Source organism: Paenisporosarcina sp. (assembly GCF_057785155.1).
Window position 1 is genome coordinate 1 of the sequence record NZ_JBYNRN010000034.1, and the last position, 15,930, is coordinate 15,930.

Annotated in this window: 14 protein-coding genes and 1 other RNA gene; 2 read left to right on the top strand and 13 right to left on the bottom strand. The window is 37.5% G+C overall.

Features of this window, described 5'->3' with window-relative positions; genetic code table 11:
• From rnpB to AC3EA5_RS12360, 6 genes are all read right to left on the bottom strand, one after another.
• Positions 1-256, bottom strand: an RNA gene (gene rnpB, locus AC3EA5_RS12335) — RNase P RNA component class B; the annotation flags it as partial.
• A gap of 64 nt (positions 257-320) precedes the next feature.
• Complete coding sequence (gene gpsB, locus AC3EA5_RS12340) at positions 321-614, bottom strand: cell division regulator GpsB (protein WP_394187855.1); 294 nt, start codon at positions 612-614, stop codon at positions 321-323.
• 191 nt (positions 615-805) lie between these two features.
• Complete coding sequence (locus AC3EA5_RS12345) at positions 806-2,044, bottom strand: ribonuclease H-like domain-containing protein (protein WP_488608617.1); 1,239 nt, start codon at positions 2,042-2,044, stop codon at positions 806-808.
• Positions 2,045-2,058: 14 nt separating this feature from the next.
• Positions 2,059-4,326 carry a DEAD/DEAH box helicase gene (locus AC3EA5_RS12350; protein ID WP_488608618.1) on the bottom strand — a complete coding sequence of 756 codons (2,268 nt, stop codon included), beginning with the start codon at positions 4,324-4,326 and terminating at the stop codon, positions 2,059-2,061.
• Complete coding sequence (locus AC3EA5_RS12355) at positions 4,316-4,690, bottom strand: DUF1798 family protein (RefSeq protein WP_394187852.1); 375 nt, start codon at positions 4,688-4,690, stop codon at positions 4,316-4,318. Before AC3EA5_RS12355 ends, AC3EA5_RS12350 begins: the two co-directional genes overlap by 11 nt.
• 47 nt (positions 4,691-4,737) lie before the next feature.
• Positions 4,738-4,923, bottom strand: coding sequence for a hypothetical protein (locus tag AC3EA5_RS12360; protein WP_394187851.1), 186 nt, complete (start codon positions 4,921-4,923; stop codon positions 4,738-4,740).
• A gap of 178 nt (positions 4,924-5,101) precedes the next feature.
• Between AC3EA5_RS12360 and recU the strand changes: the two genes are divergently transcribed.
• A complete protein-coding gene (gene recU / locus AC3EA5_RS12365; RefSeq protein WP_488608619.1) occupies positions 5,102-5,716 on the top strand; it encodes a Holliday junction resolvase RecU in 615 nt (204 codons plus the stop codon).
• Positions 5,717-5,738: 22 nt separating this feature from the next.
• The gene (locus AC3EA5_RS12370; RefSeq protein WP_488608620.1) at positions 5,739-8,384 is read left to right on the top strand and encodes a PBP1A family penicillin-binding protein; all 2,646 of its coding nucleotides are present in this window, start codon (positions 5,739-5,741) and stop codon (positions 8,382-8,384) included.
• Positions 8,385-8,425: 41 nt separating this feature from the next.
• Here the strand turns inward: AC3EA5_RS12370 and nth are convergent, their stop codons facing one another.
• The 7 genes from nth to dinG are packed head-to-tail and all read right to left on the bottom strand — an operon-like array spanning position 8,426 to position 15,828.
• The gene (gene nth / locus AC3EA5_RS12375) at positions 8,426-9,085 is read right to left on the bottom strand and encodes an endonuclease III (protein WP_488608621.1); all 660 of its coding nucleotides are present in this window, start codon (positions 9,083-9,085) and stop codon (positions 8,426-8,428) included.
• A 12-nt stretch (positions 9,086-9,097) separates the two neighbouring features.
• Positions 9,098-9,811, bottom strand: coding sequence for a DnaD domain protein (locus tag AC3EA5_RS12380; RefSeq protein ID WP_488608622.1), 714 nt, complete (start codon positions 9,809-9,811; stop codon positions 9,098-9,100).
• A gap of 21 nt (positions 9,812-9,832) precedes the next feature.
• Positions 9,833-11,128 carry an asparagine--tRNA ligase gene (gene asnS, locus AC3EA5_RS12385; protein WP_488608623.1) on the bottom strand — a complete coding sequence of 432 codons (1,296 nt, stop codon included), beginning with the start codon at positions 11,126-11,128 and terminating at the stop codon, positions 9,833-9,835.
• Between the two features lie 15 nt (positions 11,129-11,143).
• Positions 11,144-12,346 carry a pyridoxal phosphate-dependent aminotransferase gene (locus AC3EA5_RS12390; RefSeq protein ID WP_488608624.1) on the bottom strand — a complete coding sequence of 401 codons (1,203 nt, stop codon included), beginning with the start codon at positions 12,344-12,346 and terminating at the stop codon, positions 11,144-11,146.
• A 16-nt stretch (positions 12,347-12,362) separates the two neighbouring features.
• Positions 12,363-12,845, bottom strand: coding sequence for a cell wall elongation regulator TseB-like domain-containing protein (locus AC3EA5_RS12395; RefSeq protein WP_488608625.1), 483 nt, complete (start codon positions 12,843-12,845; stop codon positions 12,363-12,365).
• A 9-nt stretch (positions 12,846-12,854) separates the two neighbouring features.
• A complete protein-coding gene (locus AC3EA5_RS12400) occupies positions 12,855-13,025 on the bottom strand; it encodes a YpmA family protein (protein ID WP_488608626.1) in 171 nt (56 codons plus the stop codon).
• A gap of 22 nt (positions 13,026-13,047) precedes the next feature.
• Complete coding sequence (gene dinG / locus AC3EA5_RS12405) at positions 13,048-15,828, bottom strand: ATP-dependent DNA helicase DinG (RefSeq protein ID WP_488608627.1); 2,781 nt, start codon at positions 15,826-15,828, stop codon at positions 13,048-13,050.
• Positions 15,829-15,930 lie beyond the last annotated feature (102 nt).

A 15,930-nucleotide genomic window follows, 5' to 3' on the forward strand; every position in this document is an offset into this window, starting at 1 on the left:
CCCCTACCATAATTTGGGTTTCTCGCTCGTGGGGTTTACCTCGTTCCACCTGAAACGTTTCCGAGTCAGCTCCGTCACTGTGGCACTTTCAGAGAACCTAGACCATATCCGAAGACTTAGGTGTTGTTCCCGCCGTCAGCTTTTACACTGCCTTAGCTTATTTTTTGGCTAAGCACGAACACTACGGTCATCTCAGACCCGTGCGAGCATGGACTTTCCTCTACAACGTCAAGCGTTGCAGCGATTACCTGGATTCACTAAATGGTTTCTTCATTATACAAGATTTTTGTTAGAAAAACAATGACTCTCGGGATGTTCAATTATTCGTACAACTTACTTCCGAATACATGTTTTTCAAGATTTGATAATCTTTTTAAAATATCAAAGTTCGTTGAGCCATTAGAAGGTGACGAAACTTGTCGTTTTGGTGCATCTAATAATTCTTCATGTAAACGTTTGTTTTCAGCTTTTAATGAAGCGATTGTCATTTCAAATGTTTCATAATCTTGAATAATATCGTCTAAAAATTGGTCTACGTCATCTTGATTATAGCCACGTAGTCCCGTTTTAAATTCTTTTTCCAAAATATCTTTAGAGTTTAATTTTGATTCCATATTCATCGTCCTTCCATCTTTGCATACCTTGTCTAATTATATCATATTTTAGATTTTTACGTTCTATTCTTACAATTATTTCTGTCGAAGGTTGCGGTTGCCCGGGAAATATTTTAATTATTTACATCTACTGTGATTATTTCTTCTGCCCGCCTTTTGGTGACATGGATTTTAATTTCACTAAGCTAATCCTATTTTACCTTCTTCAAAAGTCGATTCAAACGTTTTTCAAATGCATTCTTTAGTTTTATCTTTTTAGTGTCAGTCAATTCAGGTATTGCTTCAATTAATTTAAGAGCTTCATGTGAATAAATAATCGCTTGATCAAATCGTTTAAACAAATGTTCATCGATTTTTGCAAGTTCTTCATACGCATTTATTTTAAATCGAAGTGGTAAATGAAGTAATGCGTTTTTAAACGATTGATACGCATCTTCCTTCCGATTAAAACGCTTATAATTAAATCCTATGTAATAAAAAGCCATTGATGCCTCTTCTTTTTCATACGTCGAAGTGATTTGATCGAATTGATCCTGACTTTTTTCATACATTTTTAAATCGGCAAACCATTTACCAATGTTCGTTGAAGTCAATGCAGTCTCTGTATAAGACTCTTCTAATAGCAATTTCGAAGAATGGATAAATAACGTAAGCAACGATAGAATATCCCATTCATTATGGTGTAGTACTTTTAACAAAGCATGTGGGTCGCCATTTTTTACAGCATCTAAATATATAATCGGAGCTAAATAACCAGGAATATCTCCAATGCGTGTAAATCCTAGCTTTTCAACTTCGATACTTGTTAATTTAAATTGAGTTAAATCACCTTTCCACACCCTTCTAGATCCGTGAAGTAAATCGATATGATGTGGGACTGATAATTTCGGTAAATATGTTCGGTTTAGCGTCCATCTTGTTTCAAGCTGCGGCCAATCAAAACTTTTTCCATTGTATGTAATGACGGTTTGATTTGGCTTCCACAATCCAGTTTCATATAAAAAGGCGGTTTCATGACTTGGATCCGCCATTACATGTTGAGTTAATTCGAATTGATTATTTTTAAAAACTAACTGACCACTTAAAAAGATATATGTACCAGTTCCTTTTAATCCCGTCGTTTCGGTATCAAAGAAAACAACATTTTGTCCATTTGTAGATATGGGATGTTCTTCTAGTTGGTTCCATAATTCGAAAGCATGGAAAACATCTGATAGTTTAAAGGAACCGTGAAAAAATTGAGGAGAATAAACCGTCTTCTTCACAAAAACCAGGCCAAATTGATTTTCGATAACTTCTAATCCCGCGTCCTTCCAAGTCTCTAAATATGCAGGAGGATTAGGCATAACAAAAGAAGCCAACGACGTTTCTTTCGCTGGCTTTTTTTTGATTAATTTTTTCATTTGTAATAAATTCTTTTCGAATGACATAAAGGTCACCTTTTTTATTGTAATTGTAGATAAGCTAATAAATTCAAAACATCGTCTTTCATACCGATGCTCGCTTCTTGAGCTCCAATACATGCCGGGCACCCTTGATCGCATGGACAATTCTTTACATGTTGATACACATGTTCTAATAAGGTTGGCCAAACTTCATACACACGCTCACTAATCCCAATTCCGCCTGGGTAACTATCGTATACGTAGAAAGTTGGTAATTCAGAATGTGTCGATTTGACTTGTGCAACTACATGAATATCTCTTCGGTCACATTGAACAAATAAAGGTACGAATAACCCGATCGAAGTAGCTGTTCCCGTCATGGCATCTGATAACATAGAATCTGTCCATGTTTTGGGACGATTAAAACTAATCCAACTCGACGATGTGTGAAGTTCTTCTGGTGGTAATTGAATTGGTCCAGAACCAATATTATCATGACTATCAAATCGAATTTTCTTGAATATCGTAGCCATGGCTAATATAGATACATCCCCATAATAAATAGAAGCTTGTTCAAATTCAATCACTTTGTCTTCACTCATTACTTTTAATTCGACCGCCAAATTTGCGTCCGTAAAATAATCAACGTCCACTTCTCGAACAAAGGCTTTCTTTTCTTCCCAGTCTAATTTTTCAACTTGGAATTGAATCCCTTGGTGCAAATAGATTGCTTCTTCATGAAGAAGTGTCATCGAACTATATCGATCCATTTCGCCAAGAACTTTTGTTGCTGCAGGAACTGTTTGATCAATAATCACGACATTTTCTTGCGAAGCAGAACGTAAACTAATTTCATGTGCTGGAAAACGATCACTCATCCAGTGCCATTTATCAGAAGTACGGACTAATATACCTTCATCTTCTAAGTAAGCTAATAACTCTTGAATTTCAAATTCTCCATATTGATCGGTCATAGAAAATGGCAATTCAAAAGATGCACATTTTAAATGATCCATTAAGATGATTAAATTCTCTGGATGGATTCGCGCTTCTTCAGGTGATTGTCCTAAAAGATAACCAGGGTTATTAACAATATATTGGTCTAATGCGGTAGATTGAGCAACATAAATAATAAGCGCTTCATCTTGACGTCGACCAGCTCTACCTGCCTGCTGCCAAGCACTTGCGATGTTACCAGGATAACCAGTCATAATGCATGCTTGAAGTTGGCCGATATCAACCCCTAACTCTAATGCATTTGTACTGACGACGGTTTGAATCGTTCCATTTCTTAACCCTTTTTCTATTTCTCTTCTTTCAGACGGCAGGTAACCGCCTCGATATCCTCGAATGGATTCATCTTGAATTTTCTTTTTAGAAAGTTCTTTTAAATAAGTCACTAACATTTCGACTCTTACTCTACTCTTTGCAAAGACAATCGTTTGGATATTTTCTTTATAGAGTCTTTTAGCTAAATCTCTCACTTCTAAAATGGCACTTCTTCGTATACCAAAAGTCGGGTGCACAATTGGAGGATTATAAAAAATGAAATTTTTAATCCCGGCGGGTGCCCCGTTTTTGCTGATTAACTGATGCGTTTCATTTGTTAAAGACTCTGCAAGTTCTTTCGGATTTGAGATGGTTGCTGATGTACAGATGAAAATAGGATTGCTTCCATAATAAGCACAAATCCTTTTTAATCGACGAATAACATGTGCTACATGACTTCCAAAGACACCCTTATATGTATGTAATTCATCAATGACAATGTATTTAAGGTTTTCAAATAATGAAACCCACTTCGTATGATGAGGCAAAATCCCACTATGAAGCATATCAGGATTGGTTAAGACGATATGTCCTGCTTTTCTAACTTTTGTACGTATGGCTGGAGCAGTATCACCATCAAATGTATAACTTAAAATGGATTGATCCATCTGTTCGATCAGTTCATGCAGATCTGATTTTTGGTCTTGAGCTAGAGCTTTTGTTGGAAACAAATACAAAGCTCTAGACGCCGGATTTTCAATAATGGACTGCAATACTGGTAAGTGATAACAATATGACTTTCCTGAAGCTGTAGGGGTGATTGCCGTAAATGATTGGTTAGCTCTCGCTAATTCATATGCTTCTCTTTGATGCGAATACAATTTTGTAATGCCGCGTTTTTTTAATGCAGAAACGATGGATTCATGTAAATCTGCAGGGAAATCTGCTAAACTAGCTGGTTTTTCTGGAACGGTATGCCAATGCACAATCCGTTCTTTCATCACTGCATCTGATTTCCATTCTTTTAGTAATTCAGCAATTGATAAGTTAGTTCGCATCTTGTTGTTCACCTGCCTGTTCAATCGCATTCATAAAGGTTTGTAAGGTATAGCAAGTCGATTGAATAGATTGTGCAAATCGTTTTTTCCCTGTTTCTTTATAAAAAGATTGGACTAAATATTGATTAAAAGCCTCAATTGCGGCATCAATTTGTTGGATTCTTATGTATTTAGGTCGATTTTCTTCAATCCATACTCTTGAATCTTCTCTCCATTGAATAAGAAAAGAGTGCCAATGATCGGCATGCGGTTTAACGGTTTCGAAGAAATCCGGAGTTGCGTCATCTTCACGCATTTGCAGATGGCGCGCTAAACAAAGTTGACTCTCTTGATAAACCAAATTTGTTTGGTGTAATAATGACATGACGGTCAACTCCCTTTTTCTCTTTATATTATCAAATATCGCGTCATTTAACCACTTTTACGGGAACAAACATTCCATTTCACAGTTTCTTCAGCCTCTTTCAAAACTCTTCCTAGTACATGTCCTTTTTCAATGATGGTTGATGCTTGCTGGGATCTTTCTTGTAGAAAACGAACTTCTAAAATATGTTCTAACAAAGATAGCTGTTCAATCATTTCTTCTATTTTTTTCATGGTGGATCCCTCCCTTTTCGTTATCATTTCATGTTTTGACTGAAAAACCTATACGCCTGACAAAACTAGTAGCAATAAGACAAAACTTCTTCGGAATCGACAATGCTCATCGCAACCTTTTAAGGCTCAATACGTCTAATATGGTGTGGTATGATAGATGATATGCGAGGTGGTTACGATGGTCATTAAGTACCCAAACGGAAAATCTTATAGCCCACAAAAAAAAACTTTAGAAAAAGTGAAAAATAAGGATTACACATACAGTAACAGGGGAAAAACCTTAGAGGATGAAATAAATGAATCGAACGAATACTATCTTCAACAAGGTCGGGCAGTTATTCATAAGAAGCCTGTTCCTATTCAAGTAGTAAAAGTTGAATACCCTTCTAGAAGTGCAGCCGTTATTAAAGAGGCTTACTACAGAACTGCTTCTACAACTGATTTCAATGGTGTTTGGGAAGGTGTGCATATTGACTTTGAAGCGAAAGAGACGCAAAATAAGACTTCGTTTCCTTTAAAAAATATTCATGCCCATCAAATAGACCATATGATGAAAGTGATAGAACAAAAGGGAGTAACTTTTTTAATCGTACGATTTTCATCGATTAATCGGTATTTTTTATACCCATTCCAGCCTCTTAAAATCGCCTGGGATCTTATGATACGCAATGGAAGAAAATCAATCCCCCTAGAAGAATTCGAGAACCAAGGATTCGAAATTACTCCAAGCGCATTTCCTAGGATTGATTATTTGAAGACTGTAACAAAAATGCTAGCACAAGAATCTGTGTAGCTTTGAAAGTGAGGAGACGTTCGTGAGTGAAAACAAAAGTTCTCGTGGACAACGTAGAAAAGAATTAGAGAAACAAAAGAAATCAAAACAATCATCTAAAAAGGGATTGTTTAAAAAAATCATTATGGCAGTCATTATTATAGGACTTGCCGGGTTATTATTTGGTGCTGGTTTATTTGCATTTTATGCAAGCTCCGCTCCTGCATTAGAAGAAGAGAATCTGAAAGATCCGATTTCAACTGAAGTTTATGATATAAATAACGAATTATTTGCGACATTTGGAGCAGAAAATCGTGATTATGTCGGTTATGAAGAAATCCCGAAATTAATGGAAGATGCGATCTTAGCGACTGAAGATGTTCGATTCTATGACCATATGGGAATTGACTTCTACCGTTTAGGTGGTGCTGTTATTGCAAACTTCACTAGCGGCTTCGGTTCTCAAGGAGCTAGTACGTTAACACAACAAGTAATTAAGAACTCATTTTTACAAAATGAAAAAACCTTAAAACGTAAAGCGCAAGAGGCATACCTAGCCTATCAATTAGAACAAGAATATGAAAAAGAAGAAATCTTTGAAATGTACTTTAACAAAGTCTTAATGTCTGGACGAATTTATGGTTTTGGTACGGCATCACAATCTTTCTATGGTCGTGAATTAAAAGATTTACAATTACATGAAGTGGCTTTATTAGCCGGTATGCCACAAAGTCCGAATAATTTTAACCCTTTCAAGCATCCTGAATCTGCTGAAAAGCGTCGTAATATTGTCCTTCGCTTAATGGAACAGCATGGTAAAATCACAAAGGCTGAAATGGAAAAAGCTCAAGCTATTCCTATTGCCGAAGGATTATTGCCAGCAGAAAAAGTTCAAGCAGCTGGTACTAAAAAGTATGATGCTTACCTTGATGTTGTATTAAACGAAATTGAACGCAAAAGTGACGGAGATTCTTTATCTGACGGTTTAAAGGTCTATACAACCCTTGATCCTAAAGCACAAGAATCAGTAGAAAATGCTCTTAAGGGTGAAAACTTCCCTACAGAAAACATGCAAGCTGGTATGACCGTTATTGATACTAAAACTGGTGCGATTGTTGCAATTGGTGGTGGACGTGATTATGGTCCAGACCGTGGACTTAATTTCGCAGAAGATCGCAAGGATCGACATATTGGATCTACGGCTAAGCCACTAGTAGATTATGGCCCTGCGATTGAATATTTAAGCTGGTCTACTGGTCAAACCACCAATGATGAACGTATTACTTACTCAAATTCTGAGCAACAAATTAATAATTTCGACGGAGAGTATTTAGGTGAGATGACCATTCGTGAGGCATTGTATCGCTCTAGAAACGTTCCTGCTGTTAAAACTTTCCGAGAAGTTGATTTAGAAAAACGCAAAGATTTTGCTAGTGCTCTTGGTATGCCTACTGAAAAATTAGGAAATGAATCATCTGCCATTGGCGGATTTGCAGGAATGAATACAATTGATTTAGCTGCTGCTTATGCCGCATTCGGTAACTCGGGAATTTACACTGAACCGTACACGATTCGATCAATTGAATACCGTGATGGTAAAACAAAACGTTCATTCGAACCAAAACCAACACCAGCTATGAAAGATTCAACTGCTTATATGGTGACCGATATGCTACGTGATGTTGTAAGTGAGCGTCGAGGCGCTTCAGGAGCTGCAGCTGCTGTTCCTGGCGTTGATATTGCTGGTAAAACGGGTACAACCAATTATTCTCAAGAAGAAAAAGAAAAATACAATCTTGGTAGTAGCTATGCACCTGATGTTTGGTTCGCTGGTTACTCAACGAATTACTCAATTTCTGTTTGGACGGGATATGAGAAAAGAGATAAGGGAATTAACACTGCTGATAGAAATGAACGCACATTTGCACAACGTTTATTTAAATCAGTTATGACAGATGTTTCAGCAAATAAAGAAACGGCGAAGTTCAAACGACCAAATTCTGTTATTGAAGCTACAATTGAACTTGGGTCTTCTCCCCTTCGCTTAGCTAGTGATTACACGCCTGATGAATTGAAGCAAACAGAATTATTTGTTCGTGGTAGTGAGCCAACACAAGTTTCTGAAACATACGAACAAATTGAAATTGAAGCACCTTCAAAATTAAAAGCAGATTATAGCGAAGGCGATCAAACAGCCACTCTTTCTTGGGACCATAAAAAACCAAAACGTGGCAAAGATGATGTATCTGTTTCCTTTGAAATTTCCGTATCAGTAGATGGTGCTGGAGCTACAGTCCTTCAAACAACTGACCAAAAAGGATTAATTGTTCAAGGGATTGAACCAGGGAAATCTTATACATTTATCGTAGTCGCAATTGCTGATGATGTTCGAAGCGAACCAGCTTCTGCAACATTAGAAATTAAAGCCGAAGAAGTTGAACCAGAACCTGAAGAAGAAAATTCAGATGATGAGAATTCTGGAAATGATGGTAATGGTAATGGCAATGGAAATGGAAACGGTAACGGTAACGGTAACGGAAATGATGATGACGAAGGTGAATCGGATGATGGCGGCACCGATGATGATGGTGGCGGTTCAGATGAAGAAGAACCTCCAGCTGATGAAGGTGACGAAACTACACCTCCTGAAGATGAAGAAGCAGACACATCATCTTCTGATACACCTTAAAAACAGAAAAGAAGCGAATCCACTTATGGATTCACTTCTTTTTATTTTGCAGATACTTCCCTAGCGATCCGTTTCTTCCCTTCTCGACATAAAGCCAATAAGGGACAGGTCGGACATTGTGGGTTTTGTGCTTTGCAATGATAGCGACCAAAGAAAATCAGCTGATGATGAGTTTTAGACCACTTATCAATCGGTGTCTTTTTCATAATGGTTTCTTCAACTTGTAAAACTGAATCCTTCCACCTGCATAGACCTAATCTTTTTGATACACGTTCAACATGGGTGTCTACAGCTAATGCTGGTACATCGAATGCAACTGAAAGGACTACATTTGCGGTTTTACGGCCAACACCAGGGAATGTCGTTAACAATTCTCGATTCGCTGGGACTTGTCCATCAAAGTTGTCTATTAACAAACGGGATAATGCCTGTATGTTTTTTGCTTTATTGCGAAACAAACCAATTGAGCGAATATCATTTTGTAATTCTTCTACTGACACAGCCAAGTAATCTTCTGGGCTCTTATATTTAGCAAACAAGCCAGGAGTCACTTTATTCACTAATACATCCGTACACTGTGCAGACAATAAAGTCGCCACTAATAATTCAAATGGATTGGAATGAACCAGTTCGCAATGCGCATCTGGAAACATTCTCTCCATTTCGGATAAGCAAATTTCCCATTGTGCTTTTGATAACATACATTCACATCCTTATTCGCGTTCTTCTAACCAATTATAGAAAGGTACCTTTTCTGTACGTGTTGTTTCAGACGTTGTAGAACGTGCAGGAGCTGAGCGATATTGACTCGCCTGCTTTTCTACATCACTTAACGTCTTTACATTTTTCTTTTTCCATTCAAATAAAATGCGGTCAATGTATCTCAAGCTCATTTTTTGTGCTAAGACGGCTTCTTTTAAAGCCGCACGAATGAGCTCAGGAGATAACTGATCTTGATCAAACCACATGGAAATCGTTTCACTTTCCATTGGGGATAAAAATCTACCGAATTCTTGTTCAAACAGTCTAAAAATCTCGCCTTCTTCATCTTTTTGGCTCTGTTGTTCTTTAGAGGTTTCTTCAGTAACTAAAGAGTCCAATAAGCGATTCCATAAGGAATAAAAAGAAAATGCTTCATTTAACATGCCGTTGTCATCGTATTTTTGCTCTATGGTTAAATAGCCTTTTTGAAAGAGACGTTGCATAAGATGACTCACTTGTTCTTTGGATATATGGGATCTTTCGGCTAAATCATCTGGAGTCGGAAAATGATTTCCTTTTTCAATAAATGCAGTCATATGGAGGATTAGTAGTGCTTCATCATCCTCGATGCCGCATGCCTTATATTGTTGAAAAAAGAGCTGGGAAATGTGTACATTTCCCTGCTCTGTCCAAATTCGGAGCCGATCTTGGTTTTGCTGTTGCATAACCGAACACTCCTTTATTATTTATGGGTATAAACGGTTTAATAAACGTGGGAATGGAATTGCTTCACGGACATGTTCCGCTCCACTTATCCATGCTACAGTACGTTCTAATCCTAGACCAAAGCCTGAATGTGGAACTGAACCTTGTTTACGTAATTCTAAGTACCACGCATAAGCTTTTTCATCTAATTTATGTTCTGCTAATCGTTGCTTTAATAAATCATAATCGTGAATACGCTCTGAACCACCAATAATTTCTCCAAATCCTTCTGGAGCAATTAAGTCGGCACATAATACGACGTCATCACGCTCTGGATGTGGTTGCATGTAGAATGGTTTAATTCCGATTGGATAATGCGTAATGAATACTGGTTTTTCATAATGCTCAGCAATTGCTGTCTCATGTGGAGCTCCAAAATCGTCTCCCCACTCGATATCATTAAATCCTTTTTCATGTAAGAAGGTAATCGCATCATCGTAACTGATTCTTGGGAATGGTGCTTGAATGTGTTCAAGTTTAGAAACATCACGATCTAAACGCTCTAATTCGATTTTACAATTTTTTAAGACTGATTGAACAATGTATGATACGTATTGTTCTTGTACTTCCAGGATTTCTTCAAATTCAACAAACGCCATTTCCGGTTCAATCATCCAGAACTCGATAAGGTGACGACGCGTTTTTGATTTTTCAGCGCGGAATGTAGGTCCAAATGAGAACACTTTTCCTAATGCCATTGCCGCTGCTTCCATATACAATTGGCCAGATTGTGACAAGTATGCATCTTCGTCAAAGTATTTTGTTTGGAACAACTCAGAAGTTCCTTCTGGAGCTGATCCCGTTAAAATTGGTGGGTCCACTTTTGTAAATCCATTGTCATTGAAAAATTCATACGTCGCACGAATCACTTCATTACGAATTTTCATGATAGCATGTTGTTTACGTGAACGTAACCAAAGATGTCGGTTATCCATTAAGAATTCAGTACCATGCTCTTTAGGAGTAATTGGGAAATCAACAGCTTCATGAATAACTTCAATGTCCTTAACTTGAAGTTCGTATCCGAAAGTTGAACGCTCGTCTTTCGTCACTTCACCAATTACATACATAGATGTTTCTTGAGTAAGCGATTTAGCTTTAGCAAAAAGCTCTTCTCCTGCCTCTTCTTTTACAACTACTCCTTGAACGAATCCTGAGCCGTCACGAAGTTGAAGGAAGGCAATTTTACCACTTGATCTTTTATTAGCTAACCAAGCACCTAATTTAATCGTTTCGCCGAGATGCTTCGACATATCTTGAATCATAATTTTTTTCATAAGTTCCTCCAGAAATTACAGCAAATCTTCTTGCCATTTTGATCGTACAAACGAATCTATACGTGATACTGCTTCTTCAAGTAATTCTAATGATGTTGCATATGACAATCGAATCGTGTTTGGTGACCCAAATCCTGAACCCGGTATAACAGCAACTTTTGCTTCTGTTAGTAAAGCTTCTACGAATGAATCAACTGATGAATGCCCCGTTTTAACAGAAGCTTCTGTTACATCAGGTAATAAATAAAATGCGCCTTGAGGCTTAATTAAAGTAAACCCTGGAATAGCTGCTACTTTAGGGAATATCGTTTCTAGACGAGATTCAAAAGCTTTACGCATCTCTTCAACCGCATCTTGAGGTCCATTATACGCTTCAATCGCTGCAAATTGTGAAGTTGTTACAGGATTCGACGTAGAATGACTCGCAAGATCCGTCATAGCGTTTATGATTTGTTTATTTCCAGCTGCATATCCGATTCTCCAGCCTGTCATTGAATGAGATTTTGAAACACCATTAATCACAATTGTGCGTTCCTTAGAATCACTAGATAACTCAGCAATTGAACGATGCTTCGCATCACCATAAATCAATTTTTCATAGATTTCATCTGAAATAATCAGAATATCTGCTTCTTTACATACATCAGCAATCTCTTGTAATTCCTGTTCCGAATAAATCATCCCCGTCGGATTACTTGGAGAGTTGATAATGATTGCTCTTGTTTTTTCAGTAATTGCTTCTTTTATTTGTTTCGCTGATATTTTATATTCTTGGTTAGCTGTCGCTTCGATATAGACAGGAACTCCACCAGCCAACTTCACTTGTTCCGGGTAACTCACCCAATACGGGATAGGAATTAGTACTTCGTCGCCTTCATTTAAAATTACTTGGAACAAAGTATATAACACATGCTTAGCACCCACTCCGACTAAAATCTCCGAAGGTTCATATGTTAACTTTTGATCATGGGCTAATTTGTCTATAATAGCTTGCTTTAGTGCCGGCAATCCACCAGCCGGCGTGTATTTCGTCTGTCCATCCTTCATTGACTGATAAGCAGCGTCAAGAATATTTTCAGGTGTATTATAATCAGGCTCACCTGCTCCAAGACCAATTACATCGACACCCTGTTCTTTCAGTTGTTTCGCTTTTGCTGTAATTGCCAGTGTTGTTGAAGGTGTTAATGTATGAACACGATTTGCCAATTCCATTTTCAAGGTCGATCGTCTCCTTTTACAAATTCAAAATACGCTTCCACCAATTCCCATTTTCAAACAGTAGATATACATAGTTCAATTTGTCATTTTCATTAAAGAATGTAATTTCCCAAACTACTTTAGAATCTTCAAAGCCAAGTTTTGTATGAAGAACTTCCTTCACTTTAAACTCGTCTTGGACGACTTTAATCGCTTGTTTTTCTGATATTCCATCTTTTAGAAGAACTTCTTCTATAGGGTCCTTTGATGCTTTTGTTGGAATAAAGACAGCTTTATCATCACCGTTTTCATCCATGCCAAATACAGTCACATAGGATATCGTCCCGTTATATACTTCTGCGTCATCCACTTGAGCCAAAGCTTTTTGTTCAAGTGCCATTTGCACGGCACGATTCTCTTGATCTGAGAAAGGAACTTTTGATTGCCAAATGACAAATAAGCTAATAAAAACGGCAAGTGAGAGTACAAATACGCCAATAAATGTTATCCATTTTTTCATGTTATCACCTTACGTTTTGTAGATGGTAAAAACGGCTTTCTCATGATTTTCTTTTTCGAGTGCTAAGCCAAACATTAAATCTTGATGTTTTAATGATCGGTTTAAGGCGTCCACAATTTTATACAAGTCTGATTGATAGTCCACGGTGACCGTGGAGATAATTTCGATTTTGCTTTCCATATGGAACCCCTTCTTTCTTCACTCATGCTTTTTCATTATACCAATGTTCAATATCTAAAACCATATCTTCTAGCGAGACTTTCTTAATAGAAATCGTCGGAAGAGATCGGATGAATTCTTCCCCATACGACTTGGATTCAATTCTTCGATCTAAGACGATAAATACACCACGATCTTCTGCTGATCGTATTAATCTTCCAAAGCCTTGCCTGAACCGGAGGATTGCTTCAGGAAGTGCTAAAGCGGAAAATGAATTAATCCCTTGTGCGGTCATTTTCTCTGCACGAGTTTTAAAAATCGGTTCGTCTGGCGAAGAGAAAGGTAATCGAACAACGATTACTGCAGATAGTGCCTCACCTGGTACATCTACCCCTTCCCAAAAACTGTTCGTACCGAATAATACAGAACGATTAAATCGCTGGAACGATTTCAATAACCGCATTCGACTTCCGGAAGTCATGCCTTGTGCAAACAACATATACTCTTCAAGCAATCCACTGTCTTGTATTAACTCTACTGTTTTTCTTAACATGTCTTGGGACGTAAATAAAACAAAACATCTACCTTCTGTTACCAAGACGGTTTGAATAACAGCGTCAGCAACCGCTTCAATAAAGTCAGTTTGTGATACTTGTTGAATGTGTGGCATATCTTCGACGATAAATAATCGGGCACCATTATAAAAATCTTTCGGCGACCCGTAAGACTTTATTGGACAAGTCAAAGGTAATCCTAGTTGGTTCGCGATGAAGCGTTTATTCCCTGGAACCGTGAGCGTCCCCGAAGTCCATACGATGCCGATTTCACCTCTCCATTGATGAAAGACTTCTTCTACAGCTTCACTACTTGAAATCGGCTTTTTAAACACATGGAGACTTCCTGGGATACTTCTTTGATCCATCTCGAGCCAAACAGAGTAGTCCGTTGTTGACGATAAAAAGATATCTACCCACTCGCCTGTTTTCATTTTGATTTCATTCAACCAATAATTCCATTCAGATGTGATTAATTGTTCCGAAAGCGTCATATCTTTTGGTAACTTAGCTGTTCTTTCCACAATTTTCTCAGCTAAATCAATCCATTTTTGCAACATTTGAAAATGAATATCAAATAACTCATAATCTAATTCGAAATTACTTAACAAATTAGATTGCTTTGAATGCCCTCTCTTGACAGGCATCTTCAGCATATTCTTCACAAGATCTTCAATTGCCACATCAAACGTAGATACGAGCAAACTAAATGTTTCATTCAAATCTTTAAAAAGATAATCGATGGAATAATCTTGTTGTTCAACTAATCGATAATACTTCCCGGCCAATTGTTCCCCATCACTCAAGCCAATTTGACCAAATACATATTTCCACTGAGTGAATGAAAACGTTCTTTCATCTCTTGTATTGGCAGCTTGTACAAATTGATGTGCTTCATCGATAATGCATGCACCGATATTCGTTGTAAATAAGGGCTCTAATCGATCTTTGTCGCTGAACAACATAGCATGGTTAGTAATTAATAAGTCAGCTTCTACACTTTGTGAGAGTGCGTAGCGGTGAAAATCATGTTCTGCCTCAGCTTGTTTTGACGAAAAGGTCGTTTTCCGAATTTTATCAATGAACAATTGACCTCCACTTGATACATTTAACTCCTCCACATCGCCAGTTTGTGTGCGTGTTAGCCAAACAAGGATTTGAAGTATCGCAAAAGTATCATCATACGATTCATCGTCCGCTCTCATTAATTCTTCAAAACGAACTAAATCAATATAATGATTCGCTCCTTTAAGTAAGGCTACTTGAATCGGCGCTTGGACAATTGATTCGAGTTTTTTCACTTCATTGTCTCGTAATTGCTCCATTAAATGAGATGTATATGTACTAATAATAACTTTCTTGTTTTGCTGTTTCGCAAAAAAGTAAGCTGGAACTAAATAGCTTAGAGTTTTCCCCACGCCTGTTTCAGCTTCAATTGCTATTTCTTCTTTGTTTTGCAAAGTGGACCACACTGAATCCATCATTTGAAATTGGCCTTCACGCTCTTTAAAATCAGTCAAACCTTCGTTAAAGATCATTCTTTTTTGGTTTTTTGTCTCTGGATAATGCATTATCTGTTGAGCTGACTGAATGGTTCTAGATTTTGGCAAGAGAGCAATGCCCTTATAAAAGTCATAGTGCTCTGGTGCTGAACGTTTTCTTTTGTTTTGTAAAATTTCAAAGAACAATGATGCTAGGTCCGATTTTAATAAAAATGCACGTTTATGGATTTGCTCTAAAGTGGAAATTGGCAGTTTTTCAATTTCTTCTTTACAGCGGATAAATAACTCCGCAGTTGCATAAGCGTCATCATCTGCTCGGTGAGCTTGTTCCAAAACAATACCAATTTCAGATGTAATGTCTGAAAGCTTATAACTGAAAGATGTTGGAAACAGCAGTCGAGAAAGCTCAACGGTATCCATCTTCTTCCCACTCCATTTTGGCATACCCGCACGTTTAAATTCGGCTTGTAAAAATGGCAAATCGAAATCCGCATTATGGGCAACAAATATACAATGTGCGAGTTGTTGATGAATTTCTTCTGCCACCTCTTCGAAGGTTGGTGCATCTTTTACATCTTCATCAGTGATATGTGTTAAATCTTGAATAAACATTGGTATCTTCTTGCCCGGTTGGATAAACGTTGAAAAGGTTGATTGAATCTTCCAGTCACGAATAAAAACCGCAGCAAACTGAATCATTCGATCTCCTTTTTTGGGTGAATGACCCGTTGTCTCGATATCTACAATTGCATAAGTGGGACTATACATAATTCATCAACTCTCAGTTCAATAATCTGTCTCAAAAAATTGTATCACAATTTTTACAGTGACGTGTAACTGACACCCCTAAAACACGTCTACTCTAAAAAG

Coding starts and splice junctions, on each gene's coding strand:
- nth (WP_488608621.1), bottom strand. CDS start 9,085: ATGTTATCAAAAGCACAATGGGAAATTTGCTTATCCGAAATGGAGAGA.
- gpsB (WP_394187855.1), bottom strand. CDS start 614: ATGGAATCAAAATTAAACTCTAAAGATATTTTGGAAAAAGAATTTAAA.
- AC3EA5_RS12360 (WP_394187851.1), bottom strand. CDS start 4,923: ATGAAAAAAATAGAAGAAATGATTGAACAGCTATCTTTGTTAGAACAT.
- AC3EA5_RS12350 (WP_488608618.1), bottom strand. CDS start 4,326: ATGCGAACTAACTTATCAATTGCTGAATTACTAAAAGAATGGAAATCA.
- recU (WP_488608619.1), top strand. CDS start 5,102: ATGGTCATTAAGTACCCAAACGGAAAATCTTATAGCCCACAAAAAAAA.
- dinG (WP_488608627.1), bottom strand. CDS start 15,828: ATGTATAGTCCCACTTATGCAATTGTAGATATCGAGACAACGGGTCAT.
- asnS (WP_488608623.1), bottom strand. CDS start 11,128: ATGAAAAAAATTATGATTCAAGATATGTCGAAGCATCTCGGCGAAACG.
- AC3EA5_RS12345 (WP_488608617.1), bottom strand. CDS start 2,044: ATGTCATTCGAAAAGAATTTATTACAAATGAAAAAATTAATCAAAAAA.
- AC3EA5_RS12355 (WP_394187852.1), bottom strand. CDS start 4,690: ATGTCATTATTACACCAAACAAATTTGGTTTATCAAGAGAGTCAACTT.
- AC3EA5_RS12400 (WP_488608626.1), bottom strand. CDS start 13,025: ATGGAAAGCAAAATCGAAATTATCTCCACGGTCACCGTGGACTATCAA.
- AC3EA5_RS12380 (WP_488608622.1), bottom strand. CDS start 9,811: ATGCAACAGCAAAACCAAGATCGGCTCCGAATTTGGACAGAGCAGGGA.
- AC3EA5_RS12395 (WP_488608625.1), bottom strand. CDS start 12,845: ATGAAAAAATGGATAACATTTATTGGCGTATTTGTACTCTCACTTGCC.